The following is a 15,172-nucleotide window of genomic DNA, read 5'->3' as shown; positions in this document are numbered from 1 at the left end:
GCACGTATGAAGAACTTAGCTCAAAGATAATCAAAACCTCTTACCAAGTCAGTAAGAGGCTAAATCTCATTTACTTTTCTTTTTCCAATTGCTCAAACGCATGGATGACCGTTCTCGCCATGATTTCAATCCCCGTCAGAAGGCTATCCCGGTTGAACGACATTTGCGGATGGTGAAGGCCAGGCGCAAGATCGCAGCCCAATCCAAGCATCGTCGCTTTGATATTCGGACGTTTCAATGTGTAAAAATGAAAATCTTCTCCGCCCGGTGTCACAATCGGCTCCTTCACAAAATCAGTTCCGAGCGTGTCCTCAATCGCTTGTGCCATTAATTGCACAGCACTATCATCCACTTCCGCCGCGGCAATCGCTTCGGATGCTTCGTACTCAATCTCGACTCCGAAGAGGGATGCCACCGATCGGATAGCATTTTGCACTCTCTCCTCCAATTCGGCCATGATGACATTGGTTTGGGCGCGCAAATCCAAACTGAAGACGCCGGTCCCTGGAATGATATTGCTCGACTCACCACCTGCTTGGAACATCGTCATTTTCGCAGAATGTGGAACGACGGGATCGACATGGATGGCATGGATGCTTTGCACAAGCATGGCCGCCACTTCAATCGCATTTTGCCCGAGATGCGGCCTTGCACCGTGCGCTTCCGTCCCGATAATTTTTCCCTTGATCGTCTTAGCAGCGCCGTGCAGGATGGCCGGTGCTGCATAGCCATGACGAATTTCCTGGATCGGCCGCATATGAAGGCCGAATAAATAATCGATATCATCAACCACCCCTTTATTGACTAAAGCAAGCGCCCCGGTCCCTTTTTCTTCTGCGGGTTGGAACAGGACTTTCAATCGTCCCTGTTTCGGTATCCCTAACTTTTTCAATAAGAGCATCGCCCCTAAGGTAATCGTCATATGCGCATCATGCCCGCAAGAATGGTTCGCCTGATAGACGCCATCGACTTCTTGCCAGAGCGCGTCAATATCAGACCGCAACCCAATACAAGGCGCGCCCGTCCCGATTTCCGCAACAAGCCCTGTCATATCATCGAAAGTCGACACTGCAAACCCTTCCGCTTCCAATCGTTCTTTCAAGTAACGGGTCGTCTCCACCTCTTTCCAACTGATTTCCGGATTGGTATGTAAATGGTCAAAAATCTCGTTCACATCGGACTGAATTTGTTGAATCAATTCCTTCATCAAGAACTCCACCTTTATCTCCATATTGACTTGTTACATTAAATCATATCGTAAAATGGACTTCTATTGAATTATTTCTCATCCGGAACGGTTTCGGGGACAGACGACGGCATTTTTCTTGGACATTTTGAACTTTGGCCATGACAATTCCCATGAGCCATGACAGTTTCGGGCATTGTCCTCACAGTTTGCAGAAGCCCCATGGCAGTTCGGATTTTTGCCACGACGATTCCCTCCAACCCCAACGCCTAAAAAGGCCTTGCCATCATCCGGCAAGGCCTCTCCCACTCACTTTACGACAAGGACCGGCAACTCGCTGAGGCGCCAGCCTGATTTCTTCCCATATTCATAGGTGACTTGGAAAACATCCATTTCCTTCATCCCCGCCATCGGGACATGAAGTTCGAACACTTTTTTATGTTTGAATGAATTCAGTTCCTTCGCCGTCGCTTTGTTCCATTCCAACAGAGAGCCGCCATCCGCTTCGACTTGCGCCACTTTCCCTTTGTAGCGGATGAACCCACTGTCGTTCACATATTGTCGGGCCGCTTTTTTCGTTAGTGACTTTTCCAATTCCGTCATCAATTCCTTCGTACTGTCCAAATCCCCTGCCATGAACCGGTACGACGTGCCTTTGTACGTGAACGTTTTATATTCTCCTTCTTTATAATGGCCTCCCGCTTGCACCAAGCTTTTCATAGCTGCCCAGTCCGCCGCCAGTTTTACCGCCTTCTCCGCAGTCAACTCGTCATTGTTTTTCGGCGCAGCCATCCCAGCCCCTTGAAATGAAAAAAAGAATACCACTAGCAGCGCCAACCCCATCATCCATACTCTCTTCAAAACGATTCATCCCTTCCCCTGTGATGTTCAATTAGACTTGGAAGGTGGAAAAAGGTTTCAACTTTCTTCAATTAATCCCCTACCCATCCAACCTCATCATGTATATGCACAAGCCGGAAAAAGTGAACGTCTGGTATGGTATAATCACGTAATACTATCAGTAGAAAGAAGGATTCCACTTGAGCTTCATTCGACAATATTTGAACGAAACTTATGGAAATAAGGACGATTCTATATATGAAATGCCATTGATCCAATATCTTGAGAAAAAAACGGGCTCTGTCAAAGCGTCAAGCAAGGCTCGCGGCTCTTTCGCCAATCTTTATGCCTTGTATGTGCTCATCGAAGATTATTTGAACAAAGATTTCTTGGAGAATAAAAAGTACGCCGATTATGAGGGGATGATGTTCAGCGATGCTTTCAAACGGCAACGCGAACTTCCCTTTGGAGAAAAGCTTCAGAACCACGCGCTCAATAGTCGGTGCAATGATGAATTCCGGAAATTTTTCCCGTCGCTTGGTGAGGTCCCGATTACGAGAAATTTAATAACAAAACGCTATTGGATTAACGAAAAACTGCTCAGGAAAGGCGACGTGAATATCGCCAAAGATGTAGTCGCCATTATCGATCGATATGTGGAATTGAAGTTGGAGAACTTCAATACGTTTTTTGATGCGTGCGTCCAACATAAAGACAATTACCAGCAAGACCCCGTCGCATCACATGACTTCATCGTCGGTCTATTGAATCCGATGGTCGATGCGCGGATATTTGAAATCGTCTCATTTTGTCTGACGAAATATTTCCATGATGGCGATACGATGTTCATCGGCAAAACGAAAGACAAGCTGGAAGAGGTCCCTGTAACGCTGTACAAAACGGGCCGAACGAATGCGAATGACGGCGGTGTCGACTTCATTATGAAGCCGTTAGGTCGTATTTACCAAGTGACGGAAGTGCTGGATTTCAAGAAATACTTCCTCGATATAGCCAAACTCAACTACTTTCCGCTTACATTCGTTGTCAAAACCGAAATGATGCCTGCGGAAGCGATGGAACGAATTATCGAGCAGGCGAATGAACTCTATCCCGATGAAACCGTCCGCTCCAAATACACTGCATGTTTTGAGGAAATCATCACGATCCCTACATTGAAGCATTACTTGGAAGCGATCATGCAGGATAACAAGCTTGGGTACCTGTTGGACGAACTCGTCATGCAATGTAAAGTGGAATATAATCTGGACTGAATCATCCACTATTGAAAAGGAGCTCTCAAAAGAGGGCTCCTTGAATATATCTCGGATCGTCGGGACCTTCCGAATGGTCTTTTTTCGATTTATTGGCCGTTTTCCGGCTTTTATCCTTCTGCAACGGTTCGCCTTCATACGCATCTGCAATGCCCGTCCGACGGATGCCGATTTTAAAATATTCTTCATTCAAATCGATTCCGATCGCCTTCCGGCCCAACTTGACCGCTACGGCAGATGTGGTGAACGAACCGGAAAACGGGTCGAGCACGACATCCCCTTCATTGCTGGAGGCAAGGATGATCCGCTTGAGCAACGACTCTGGTTTTTGGGTCGGATGGTTTTCATACTCCTCCATTTTAAAACGGACCCGCGGCATCTCCCAGACGTTTCCAGGCACTTTTTTCGTATTGTAAGGTTGCGGTGGCGTTTTCCGGTAATCAATCAACTTCCGTTGAGCCCCCGTTTTCGCCTCCACCATAATATCTTCATAATTGAATGTGTAATGGTCTTTCGCGGATTTATTCGCCATAAGAATCGGTTCATATAAAGAGCCGAACATTTTCTTCGATTGAACGCCGGAACTATCGTAAGCCCACACGATTCGGGACAGGACATGATAATTTTCATTCACGTATATATCCAAATAAGGCATATGCTGCGTCGCCGTCATGAAATAAAATGTCCCTGTCGGCTTCAAAACGCGGAAGCATTCATCGATCCACTGTTTACACCACGCGATATATTCCTTTACATCCGCCCAGGAGTCCTTGTTGTTCCCGAAATCCTTCCCGATGTTATAGGGAGGATCCGCAAAGATCAAATCGACCGAAGCCTCGTTCATTTTACGCAAAATCTCCAAACTGCTGCCTTGTGCGACGAAGCTCATCTCATTATTCATATGTTGAAATTCCAAGTTATTGAAAATAGTGTTCCACATCGAACACAACCTCCTATCCAATTTAGTTTACACTAAAGTGGGGAGGTGAATAAAGGGTAGGGGGGACCCGAAAAAAAGTATCCGCAAATGCAAGCGCTTCCTTTTACTGACGAAGGCTTTTGGAACTTTCACATCAACTATACATAATTTCCTTCTCAGCTACCCGATCTCCACTTTCCAGCAGCTCCAGCCATCTGAAGGCGACCGGATACTGGTCAGGAAAAGTACCTTTACTTTGCTTCACTTTGATGGCAACCGATTTCTCATTCTCTTCATTCGCATAGACGATGGCGAGCGCGGCTTCCATCTGTTCATTCCGGTCCCATTCGATCCGATAGATCCCCTCCCTCGGAAGCATGGTCCCCTCGGTGGAGATGAAATCGAACAGGCAATAGCCGTGTTCTTTCGGAAACATTCGGCCTGCACTTATAATGCCGCGCGTGACATATTCCGAGCCGAGATACGATTTAATGGACTCCACCTCTCCTTCAATCAGAAGGTCGCGGATATAAGTTGAGCTGATTTTCCGGTCTTCCACCACCACTTTGGATAACACGGTTACACCGAAACGGCCTTCTCCCAACCGCTCCATCATATCCATATTCCCTTTCCCCATATGTCCATACGTGTAATCAAAACCTGCCACCACATGCTTGACCTGCTTGTCCACGATATACTCTTGCACAAATTGTTCCGGGCTTAGCTGGGCGAATTCTTTCGTGAACTTTGCGACATACAAACGTTCCACCCCAAGCTTCTCCATCTTGTCGATCTTCGCTTCCAACGACATCAAATAATCGAACTTCTGCCCCGCCAATACTTCTTTTGGATGCGGGTAAAATGTCATCACCGCCAATTGCAATTCATCCCGCTTCGCGATCGCTCCAGCCTTTTCAATCAGCCGCGTATGGCCGATATGTACCCCGTCGAAAAATCCTAACGCGAGAACTGCCGGCTCGCATACCCCGATATTTTGTTTGTCCATGAAAATCACTTCCATAAGAAACCCCTCCTAAAACGAAAAGAAGCTATACCCGACAATTCGAAGCCCTTTCTTCGACAATCGAATATAGCTGGTTATTTACTTAGGTAAATGAGAAGGAGTGCTTCCTCCTCATGAAGTAAATCAGCTTCACTATCTTTTTACCAATATACATCATTTCTTAATATTTTCAAGTTTTTTCTTTTGTAAAATTCCATGAAGATGAAATATTCTAATCCTTCGACTAGAAACTTTTCGACAAAATTCGCATTTCCCCACACCTGTGGATAACTTTGTTCACATTATCCCGCAATGCCTCCATAGGTTTGTGGGCTATGTGAACAAATTAGGAACAGGTTATCCACGGCATCGTGTGGATAAAAGAACGGTTGTTCCTAATTCTTTTATTTGGTAGATTATAGATAAGAAAGAGTCATCTACTATTCTATTTGCCATGAACATAAATTATGACGAATTGAAAGGAGATTTTCGCATGATCCAACTGTCCAATGATTTACTTATCGAATCCTATATAAAAGCAAAGAATATCAAGCTGCATCCTGATTTCATCGAAATGTTGGAAAATGAAATGCGACGTCGTTCCTTGTTGACTGTGCCATCATCATTAAGCAGCAACGTCGATCTGGATTATGTTCACTTTCAATCAACTCCTCCGTCGCATTAACAATATTTTACTGCTATTCTTCAATACCCTGTTGCCTTCCTAGCTCTTTCCGACTAAGATGAGAAAGTTGGATTTTACTAAAGGAGTCGGAAAGAGTTGAAGAAAGTAGTCATATTATTGCTTCTTTGTTTATGGAGTTTGCCGAATTTGGCTGAGGCATCGGAAGCCAGAGCAGTGAAAATTACAGAAACGACTCCCGTATTCAATGAAAAGCAGAAAGTCGCCGTTTTTCAAAAAGGGACTACCCATACGGCCCTCAAAGAATCGGACCGTTTTTACCATACCGTCATAGGAAATGAAGAAGTCAAGTTTTCAAAAATGCGGGCTGTCGTCGTAAACAGCGAACCGCAAAATTTGAAAGGATCACATCCCGTCCGGCTGAAAACGGTAAAGACCGCCGAGATCTTGGAAAAGCCCTCTGTCAAAGCAAAGGCGATAGGCAGTATCCAAGCGAATATTATGATCCAGGCCCAACACCAGAAAGGTAATTATTTTCCAATTGTCATTGGTGGATCCACGGGATATATCCATAAAAGCATGGTGCAGATTGAAATGGGCATCCCCGTACTCACATACCATGACATCGTCCTCACCAAGACAGATCAAAACGTCTCCAAATTGGAACTCGCCAAGTTCCAAGAGCAGATGGAGTACTTGAAGCGCAACCATTGGACAACCATTACGCCCGCCGAGCTCGAGCTATGGGTGCAAAAGAAAAAGACCTTGCCGAAAAAGTCTGTGTTGATCACGTTCGATGACGGCTATAAATCGACGATCGATTTGGCCTACCCTGTCTTGAAACAACACGGGCTCCAAGCGACGTCCTTCCTTATCACAAGCCGCATCAATCGGCCCGGCATGGTATCGGAAGAAGATTTGATCCGTACGCAAGATGTTTATTCTTATCAAAATCATACCCATGCGTTTCACCTGTTTAATTCGAAAACCAATTTAAGTTATCTCCAATCGGAATCGCAAGAAGCAATCTTCCTGGACATCCTGCAAGCAAACCGCAGCATCGAGAGCATTTTGGGAACAAACGTGATCGCCCACGCGTATCCCTACGGAAAACGGGGGCCGCAAGCTGTCCGGGCATTAAAGGCAGCCGGCATCACGAGTGCTTACACGATTGAGGAAGGAAACGTCTTCCAAGGCGACTCCCTCTACTCCCTTAATCGCCAACGCGTCCATTCAGGCATGTCCTTGAAAGACTTCGCAAATAAATTGGAAGGTAAATGAAAAACTCTCGCATTTGGCGGGGGTTTTTTCATTGAGCAAAAAGAGGTAACAAACTGACCGCTTTGGCCGATATATATATCAGAAGGTATTGCCCAAATTACCTAATCCAAAAACTGAGGTGTTGTCGTTGTTTAGTAGAATACATATACTGCTCGCTTTGATGAGTATTTTCATCATGAGCTTCATGCTTCCCCAATCTGCCAAAGCGAGCTCCACAATTAGCGGCACCTTCGTCAACGTGAATTATGATGAAGTGCAAATCGATAAGGACACGACAGAAAAAAGGCTGTCCGGCATCACAATCAAAAACGACAATGGGCGTACGACTACATTGAATATCGATCAATACGCTCATCTGTACGTAGACACCGTCCCCGTGAAAATCGAAGCGTTCAAACTGGGGATGGAAGTCGAGGCCGAAGTGAACTTGCGCCGCGTCAAAACGCTCCATGGGAAAACGGGAACCGCGCCCGCCCAAATCGAGCATCGCGATAAAACTGTCATCGGCACTGTGACCCGACTGGATCCTGGAGGTGCATCCTTGTCAATCCGTTTGGATAACGGCCAAGCGAAAAATTATTATATAAACAGCCGGACAGAAGTGTTCAAAGGAACCACTTTGATGGATCTTAGCGTGTTGTATGAAGGGGATCGGGTAAAACTCATCTTCTCTGAATATGATACGAATACTATCGAATCGATCGATGTCATCGTCCAAGGGATCAAAGTTGAATCGCTTTATAAAGGGAAGATTTCCCGGATTGATCCGATCAGTAAACGGATTTATCTCCGAGATGAAATGATTTTCAAAAATTGGGGTTGGTACCCGAATACGTATAGAAGCAATAGCTACTACAGCTATTCCCCGACCATCCCGATCTACGTCGGCAATCAACCGATCAAACCAGATCAGCTTCGGCACTACGCCAATCACGATGTCTATTTTGCGACGGTAAGCCAATTCGGCAAAGAAGTCATCGAGAAAATGATCATCAAAAAGAAAAACGAACGGACTTTTTATGAATCCATGACCGCTGTCAATACATCGGCCAGATGGATTTCGTTCGACCGTGTCGGGAAAATTCCTTTCCACGACGGCACGATTTTGATCCGCAACGGTCGATTGATCGACCCAATCAGCCTGCAATCGAGCGGAAAGGCGTTTGTCGTTACGGAAGGATCGACAAAACACGACTATGCCAATGTCGTCCATATTACGAATGACGGGTTCCAAAGTCCAAGCCTTGTCGGTCACCAGATCTATTTCGGAAAAATCCATTATGCGACTCCGTATGATCTAACCTTGACGGACGTGTTAGAGTTGTCGGACAACGCTTGGACAAACGCTCCATCCATCCAGTTATCTTATAGTAATGACACATCCGCTGTCGAAGATTTCAGGGACGAAGTGTTGACCGTCATCCCGCATGTCGATTTCTCAACTTCCTATGTAAATGGCAGGTATGGTTATTTCTACGTGGCGGATGGACATGTTGTAGCAGCGCATTTACTAGAAAGAAGAATTACGAGCCCACGAATCGATTCACTCGTCTCAGTCGGCCGATTCGATGGCTTCAACACTACCGACTTCAAAAACATTAGGATCCGCAATGTCAGCCAAGCGGGCTCCTCATGGACAGAAGCGCCAGCCATCACGAATATGAACATCAAACAAGCGACCCTGATCCGCGATGGGAAAGTGATTCCAGCTTCCCAATTGAAACAAGGCGACCGTATCTATGTCCTTCATGAAAGCCGAGTCAAAGGCCGAATTCTGTTGGTGAATTAAAGATGAAAGCGGAGGGGTATGGGCGAGTAGCCGCGGGTTATGAGCGCGGATCCACGAGATATGAGCGTGGGCCCACATATTATGAGCGCAGAGTTCAAGTTATAAGCGCACAGCTCGTGTTATAAGCACAGATCCACGAGGTATGAGCGCGAGCTCCAAGTTATGAGCACGGATTCACACTTGCGGGGTAGAGGGCCCGGTCCTCTCTACCCCGTTTTCATCCAAATCGAATCTCAAAAGGAAAAGGTGAAAATTCAACATTATGACTTTATTATCGCAAAGACGCAACGCAGTTTTCAGCCTCTTAGTTCTCTTGTCCCTCTTCCTCCTTGCACCGCAAGCGGAAGCGAAGCCGTTGGATTATAACGGTGGAGTGAAGAATGAATACATGTATGAAGAAGTGTTTTTCCTAACAGGCTATCCAATTAAGTTCTCAGGAAAAGCGACGGTTTCGGAAAAACTGAACAAAAACAAGTTGACGAATACATACCGTTTTACGTTGACTAGCCCCGAAGGCTATAAGCTGACACGAAGCGTCGTGTACGAGGCGGAAGTGGATGAACGGGAAGACAAAGGGCAAACGACAGCTCAAACTGCGGTCAAAAGCTATTCTGAAAAAGTGACGATTGGCAAGGAAAGTTATACACTGGCCGACTTCCAACTCTCTCAAGGGCTGGTCAGCGATAACCGTCCCGCTTCCGACTATTATTCGGGAAATGTCGTCGGCCGAAAAATCTATAAGCATGTCGACGCCGATAAGAAAGAACATACGATAAAGGTTCACATGAGCGGACGCAATATGGGCTATGAAAACTTCTGGGGTGCTACCGAAACCCAGCTCATGGATTTCCAGATTGAAACGAATCGTGGTCAAGCGTTTGTAACGAGCAAAGTGTCCGACAGCAAATCCAAAGTGCTGCAATACGAGCCGCACGATCCTTCCCTCTCTAGTTTCACGGGTGGACATGCAGTCATCAGCAAATCCAATATGCTCAGTGAATATTCCTATGATATTCCGTTCGGTGCGGGAAAAGGGGTTGTTCATTTGAACAAGGAGTTGGTTCCGAAGATTGAACGGCTCATTGTTCCGAAATTCCGCGACCTGTCGAAACATTGGGCGAAAGATAATATCGAAAAACTCTATTCCCTTGGTGTGTTCGATGAATCCACCCAATTCTTCTCACCCAATACACCGATGAAACGCTATCAATATACAGTCGGCGTTCTGAAGGCTGTGGATATCCGGGTGCTGGAAGATCCAAAAAGCAAGAAGAGGACTGTGAAAAAAGCGATTTTCAACGACTTGGATGTCAAAGATCCGGACTACGGCTATATTGAGAGCGCCGTCGAAAAAGGGATCATCACAGGCGTCACACCGGATCGATTCAATCCGGACGGGCCGATCACCCGCGTTCAGGCAGTGGCAATTCTAGTCCGGGCACTCGGCATGGAAGGCCGTGCACCAAGTCCCGGCTACCGTACCAATTACGTCGATAACCATAAAATTCCGAACTGGGCAAGAGACAGCGTTTATGTCGCAACGGAACTCGGCCTCGTTTCGGGGAATCAATTCAATCGCTTCAACCCGAATGAACCGTTGACCCGTGCCCAAGCGGCGGCTGTTACGGTACGCTTCTTGGATTTCCTGGAGAATGACTTGAAGCAAAACTACCGGGATGACATGCTGTTTTTTGACTGAGGAAAGGATGTTTTCAAATGTCCCGTAAATTGAAGAAGTTTGGTTCCATTTTGTTAATGTCCCTATTGCTCTTGTCGATGGTTCCACTGACACCGGGTGCAGCCCCACTGTTCAATGATGTCAAAGCCGGACATTGGGCGTCCCCTTCCATTGAATGGGCAGTCGGGGAAGGGCTCGTCAGTGGATATCCCGATGGCACATTTGCACCTGAGCGCTCGATCACTGAAGCGCAATGGGCCGGCTTGCTTGTCGGGTTTGATTGTACTTCGCCGAACTCAATCGCGGCGAATCCCGGTGAGCATAAGGCGTCCGGCAATTACCGTTATTTACAACAACGCCAACTCCCGCTGAACGGGTATTACAACACATCTTTACGTGACTTGCCTGTCAAAAAAGGGCAAGCCGCGCGCACCATCGCCGCTTACCGAGGATTTGATCTAAGCGAAGCTGAAGCGGTGCAGTTTTTGTATAAGAACGACTTAGCTAATGGAGCGACAGGCAAAAATGATTACCAGGACTTCGGTCCGAAGCTCAACTTGACACGCGCGGAAGCGATCGTCCTGCTGCATCGTCTATCCAAGCAAGGCCCCTGTGAAATAACCGGTCTCTCCAAACGCGCAACCGGCAGTGACAACAGCAAGAATCCGACACCGCCGAACTTCAAGGAAGATGGCACTGTCGTCTTCCAGCCGAAACCAGGCAAGCCGAGTGCCGTTCTGCCAAACGGGCCGGCGAACGGACAGAACGTCGAAGTGGACATCGAGAAGAAAACATTGGTCGCCAATGGAGTCGATTCCACATTCGTCACCATATCGCTGTTGGATTGCAACGGAAGTCCGATTGCTCATGAGGATTCGTTGTCGTTCAAAGTGACATCGGAACTTGGAGCGAAGCTGGACGACGGAAACTTTGGTAATAGATGGTATACATCCGTTTACAACAGTGCGGATGAACATGCACTGATCAACGCCCAAGCTAGAGCATCGAAAGCGTGGGAGGATGTAGAGAGAGCAAAACTGTCGACTACTACCTCCGCCTACGATGTCAACGATGCGATTCGAATTGCACAAGCTGCCGACGCGGAAGTGGCCGCAATCCGCGCTAAATTGGACAAAATTAGTACTGTTTATCGCACTAGCACGGCGACTTCCTCGGACGGACCGGAAGTGACTGTGGAAGTAACTGCACCAGCTGTGAAGACAGCGCAGACTGACACAATTTCATTCCATATTACAAATTCAAATCAAACCAATATGACATGTTACTCGAAACCGGTATCTGTTGAACTGAATTATGTCCCGGAACTGGAACTGCGAATGGAATATGAAGAAGTGAAAACGTCCGAAATGCCGTACTACAATGTAAAGGCAACGCTTGCACTTCCTGGCAACGAAATTATCAGAGGCTTCCATGGATCTCTAAAACTCCAATCCATGGAAGGCGCCCGTTTGCCTAGCGAAGTGAGATTTTCGAACGGAGTCGCACGATTCACTGTGACCCCATCAAATTCCACGCAAATTTTGCGTGATTTGATTACAGCCGAAATTATTCCTGACAATTCACGTTATAGAAGTGACATTGCGCCGCTGCTGAATAAAAAGCATAGCCTCGAATTAGTTTATGAACCGCCGCTGCGATACAATGCGAGCTGTTCAGCGGATGATGTGGAAGTCGCGTTCATTTTAGATGCTTCTGGAAGCATGAAGCGAAATGATCCGAATGATCACCGGATAACGAAATCTGAAGAACTCATTGAAGCAGTACTGGCACCTTGGAATACTGGCGTTAAATTCAATCACTCTGGAACCCATTTAGCGACAGGAACTGTTCCTTCCGTTAAAAGCAAATTCGGTCAAGTTGGGCATTCCGGCGGTACAAACATTGCAACCGGATTAAGTACAGCATTCCAACAATTTGACTCCACCAATGGAAAGCGTAAATACGCCATCCTGCTTACGGATGGACAATCCAATGAACAAAAAGTATTGAATCAGATTGCAGAGGCAAAGAAGAAAGGTATTACGATTTTTACAATTGGTCTTGGAAAAAACGTCAATCAGAAATTATTACAAAAGTTGGCGAATGATACAGACGGACACTATTTCCATATCAATGAAAGCAGTGAAATAACGACAGCTTATCAAGCCATTTTGGCCGCCATCACATGCGGCACTCCACCGCCGACGTGTGGAGCATCCGACTTGACGTTCTTCTCTCCTTCCATCACAAGAACCGGGTCGGAAGTCCGGATGATTACGGAAGTCCGGGAAGGCTGCGGAGAAATCGCAAAAGTGGTCGTGCGGTTCCACTCGAACCACGGCACGGTCGATTATGAAATGTACGGCAGAGGACAAGACATATTCCGATTGGATAAGCCGGTCCGGGAAATCACCCACTTTGATTTATACACCGAAGGCGAATTCCTCGCATTCGACCGGGACGGCAAACTGGTCGGTTCACGGAGAGTTCCAATTTCTTTTGAATAAATGAAGAAAGGTTCCAGCGTCGTGGGCGCTGGAACCTTTTTTGGACTGAGCCAGGATAGGCATGGGAAAGCGTTTCGAAGTTTGGGTCGATCGTTTCGAGGTGGCGACATTGCGTTTCGCACTTGGAGCGAAACGTTGTGAGGTGAGGGCAATTCGTTTCGGAGTTGGTATGAATTGTTGTGAGGTGGATAATACGTTTCGGAGTCGGTATGAAACGTTGCAAGGTCGGGACAATTCGTTTAGAAGTTTGGATGAATCGTTGTGAAGTAGAGTCAAAATATTGCGGAGTGGAAAAAGGATAGAACATTTAATAAAACGTTTCGAGGTATTGCTACTACTTTTAGAGGTTCAGATGTACTGTTGTAAAGCGAAGACAATTCGTTTAGAAGTTCGATGAAAACTTTATGAAGTATAGGCAAGTCTGAATGTCTGCCGTGTAAAAAAGGGAAGAAAAGACGAATCGTCTTTTCTTCCCTACAAGCAATATTGCTCCCTCTATTAGTTCAAACGCAATCCCTTCTCCACAATGCTAATTTCCTCAAGTTTTAAATAAAGCGCTATTTTTGCCATGTACTCGTCAAATTCAGCCTGCTCATATGCTAATTTTGAACTCTCATAGTCATGTTTTGAGATGAGCCCTAATTTATATTGAACGGCTAACTTTTCTTCATCTTCTTTCACATTTTCTTTTTTCCAATCCTTTTCTTTGATCAGCTCAAACGCATCATCCATTTGTGCAAACAAGGTCGAAAGGTATTTGGTAGTCTCTTCTTCGAATTTCTTTTTTTCCTCCAGCTTCATGTTCAGTTCTTGCTCGTTCATTCTCTCTAAATATTTAACATTGGCATTTTCGTCTTTGTCTTTATCTTTTTCAGCAAGCTTTTCTTTGTCGTATTCCAATTTCTCGATATCTTGTGCAATCTTCTGAAGCTCATATGATTTTGCCAAGAAGCTTTTTTTGATTTCCTCTGCTTGGTCTGCACTGATTTTTTCCAGTTCCCATTCAGGAGTCGTGAATTCAACATTTAGTGTTTGGGCATAGCCTAGGTCATGCAAGAATTTCGCTAAATCCTGTTCATACACTTTTCTAGTCTTCGTCAGTTCCATTTCTTGCGATTTCAAGTCCCGCTTCAACAGTTTTACACTCTGATGAGAAGCAACCCCAATATCGCTTTCTTGTTCCGCCTTATAAATATCCTTCTTTATCTTATCGATATACTTATCCTGAAAATCCATTCCTTCTTTTCTCGCCAACAGGTCGATGTAACGACCTTTTATCATGTACCGAATGCCTTCCTTCGTTTCTTCCACTTGTAATTGAAGTTTTTTATTGCTAATATCATTCTGCTTCAACCCGGTTTTCAAGTCCTCGATGCTGTCTTCGATTTTATCTGTAGCTTGCTTGATTTGCTCTTCCAAGGCATTGTTTTTATTGATGTTTTCATATTTTATACTTTGGGTTGCGCTGTCGATTTCCAGCTTTAGCGGATCATCCGGCAATAGCTCTTCGTAAGTTAGACCATCGAGCTGCTCTTGGTATTGCAGGAGAATTCCATGTCGAATAACATCCTCATTGGTCGGAAATGAATCCAAATTGCTTTCGGCTTTTTCCTTTTGTTCTTCCAATTCATCAATGGTGTCATAAGTCATTTCCTTTTGCGCCTTCAGCACTTCGAATTGATAGCCCAGAATGATAATCGTACGGTCGTTTGCCAAAGCCCGCTCCATCACGTCGTCCAATGTAAGCGTCAAAACGCCTTCTTTCCGGACACCTTGCTCGTCCACAGGATATTCCATTTCCGCTCCGTTTACTACCGGTGGTGACGCGAAAGATAACCCACTAAACAGAATCCCGACACTCGCTATAACGGCTATTGGTTTTTTCATTTTACTTATTTCCCCTTCCATACCCTTATCTATTTTGCTAATTACCAGGCCCAGATTATTCTGATACATTACATTATGTAATCCTTTCCAAAATCTTTAATCAGTCTTTAGGCTGAGTTTGCGTGAAAAGGTAGATAATCAGAAATCCGCCCTATCCGATATTATAGT

At 45.7% G+C, this 15,172-nt stretch carries 11 protein-coding genes; 6 read left to right on the top strand and 5 right to left on the bottom strand.

Annotated features, from left to right (window positions below; genetic code table 11):
* Positions 1-70 precede the first annotated feature (70 nt).
* Positions 71-1,207, bottom strand: a complete 1,137-nt coding sequence (locus OXB_RS08220; protein ID WP_041073348.1) for a M20 peptidase aminoacylase family protein — start codon at positions 1,205-1,207, stop codon at positions 71-73.
* Between the two features lie 288 nt (positions 1,208-1,495).
* Positions 1,496-2,047, bottom strand: coding sequence for a DL-endopeptidase inhibitor IseA family protein (locus OXB_RS08215; RefSeq protein ID WP_144399667.1), 552 nt, complete (start codon positions 2,045-2,047; stop codon positions 1,496-1,498).
* Positions 2,048-2,226: 179 nt separating this feature from the next.
* Between OXB_RS08215 and OXB_RS08210 the strand changes: the two genes are divergently transcribed.
* A complete protein-coding gene (locus OXB_RS08210) occupies positions 2,227-3,297 on the top strand; it encodes a hypothetical protein (protein WP_041073344.1) in 1,071 nt (356 codons plus the stop codon).
* A gap of 25 nt (positions 3,298-3,322) precedes the next feature.
* Here the strand turns inward: OXB_RS08210 and yhdJ are convergent, their stop codons facing one another.
* Both yhdJ and OXB_RS08200 read right to left on the bottom strand, forming a co-directional pair.
* On the bottom strand, positions 3,323-4,237 hold the full coding sequence (yhdJ, locus tag OXB_RS08205) for an adenine-specific DNA-methyltransferase (protein ID WP_052483925.1): 915 nt from the start codon (positions 4,235-4,237) through the stop codon (positions 3,323-3,325).
* A gap of 133 nt (positions 4,238-4,370) precedes the next feature.
* Positions 4,371-5,237 carry an FAD synthetase family protein gene (locus OXB_RS08200; protein ID WP_052483924.1) on the bottom strand — a complete coding sequence of 289 codons (867 nt, stop codon included), beginning with the start codon at positions 5,235-5,237 and terminating at the stop codon, positions 4,371-4,373.
* Between the two features lie 475 nt (positions 5,238-5,712).
* On the opposite strand from OXB_RS08200, the gene OXB_RS19435 reads away from it, so the two are divergent.
* The 5 genes from OXB_RS19435 (at position 5,713) to OXB_RS08175 (ending at position 13,117) form a co-directional block, all read left to right on the top strand.
* Entirely contained in the window at positions 5,713-5,904 is a 192-nt protein-coding gene (locus OXB_RS19435; RefSeq protein WP_041073342.1) for a sporulation histidine kinase inhibitor Sda, read from the top strand.
* 96 nt (positions 5,905-6,000) lie between these two features.
* Entirely contained in the window at positions 6,001-7,143 is a 1,143-nt protein-coding gene (locus OXB_RS08190) for a polysaccharide deacetylase family protein (protein ID WP_041073340.1), read from the top strand.
* A 127-nt stretch (positions 7,144-7,270) separates the two neighbouring features.
* Complete coding sequence (locus tag OXB_RS08185) at positions 7,271-8,932, top strand: hypothetical protein (RefSeq protein ID WP_144399666.1); 1,662 nt, start codon at positions 7,271-7,273, stop codon at positions 8,930-8,932.
* Between the two features lie 262 nt (positions 8,933-9,194).
* Positions 9,195-10,631, top strand: coding sequence for an S-layer homology domain-containing protein (locus OXB_RS08180; RefSeq protein WP_041073338.1), 1,437 nt, complete (start codon positions 9,195-9,197; stop codon positions 10,629-10,631).
* 17 nt (positions 10,632-10,648) lie between these two features.
* Entirely contained in the window at positions 10,649-13,117 is a 2,469-nt protein-coding gene (locus tag OXB_RS08175; RefSeq protein WP_041073336.1) for an S-layer homology domain-containing protein, read from the top strand.
* A gap of 498 nt (positions 13,118-13,615) precedes the next feature.
* Here the strand turns inward: OXB_RS08175 and OXB_RS08170 are convergent, their stop codons facing one another.
* Positions 13,616-15,004, bottom strand: a complete 1,389-nt coding sequence (locus OXB_RS08170; RefSeq protein WP_041073333.1) for a hypothetical protein — start codon at positions 15,002-15,004, stop codon at positions 13,616-13,618.
* Positions 15,005-15,172: the final 168 nt, after the last annotated feature.

Origin of the sequence: Bacillus sp. OxB-1 (genome assembly GCF_000829195.1) — a bacterium.
Classification (GTDB): domain Bacteria; phylum Bacillota; class Bacilli; order Bacillales_A; family Planococcaceae; genus Sporosarcina.
The sequence above is the reverse complement of the archived record's forward strand: the minus strand, read 5'-3'. Positions and strand labels throughout refer to the sequence as shown.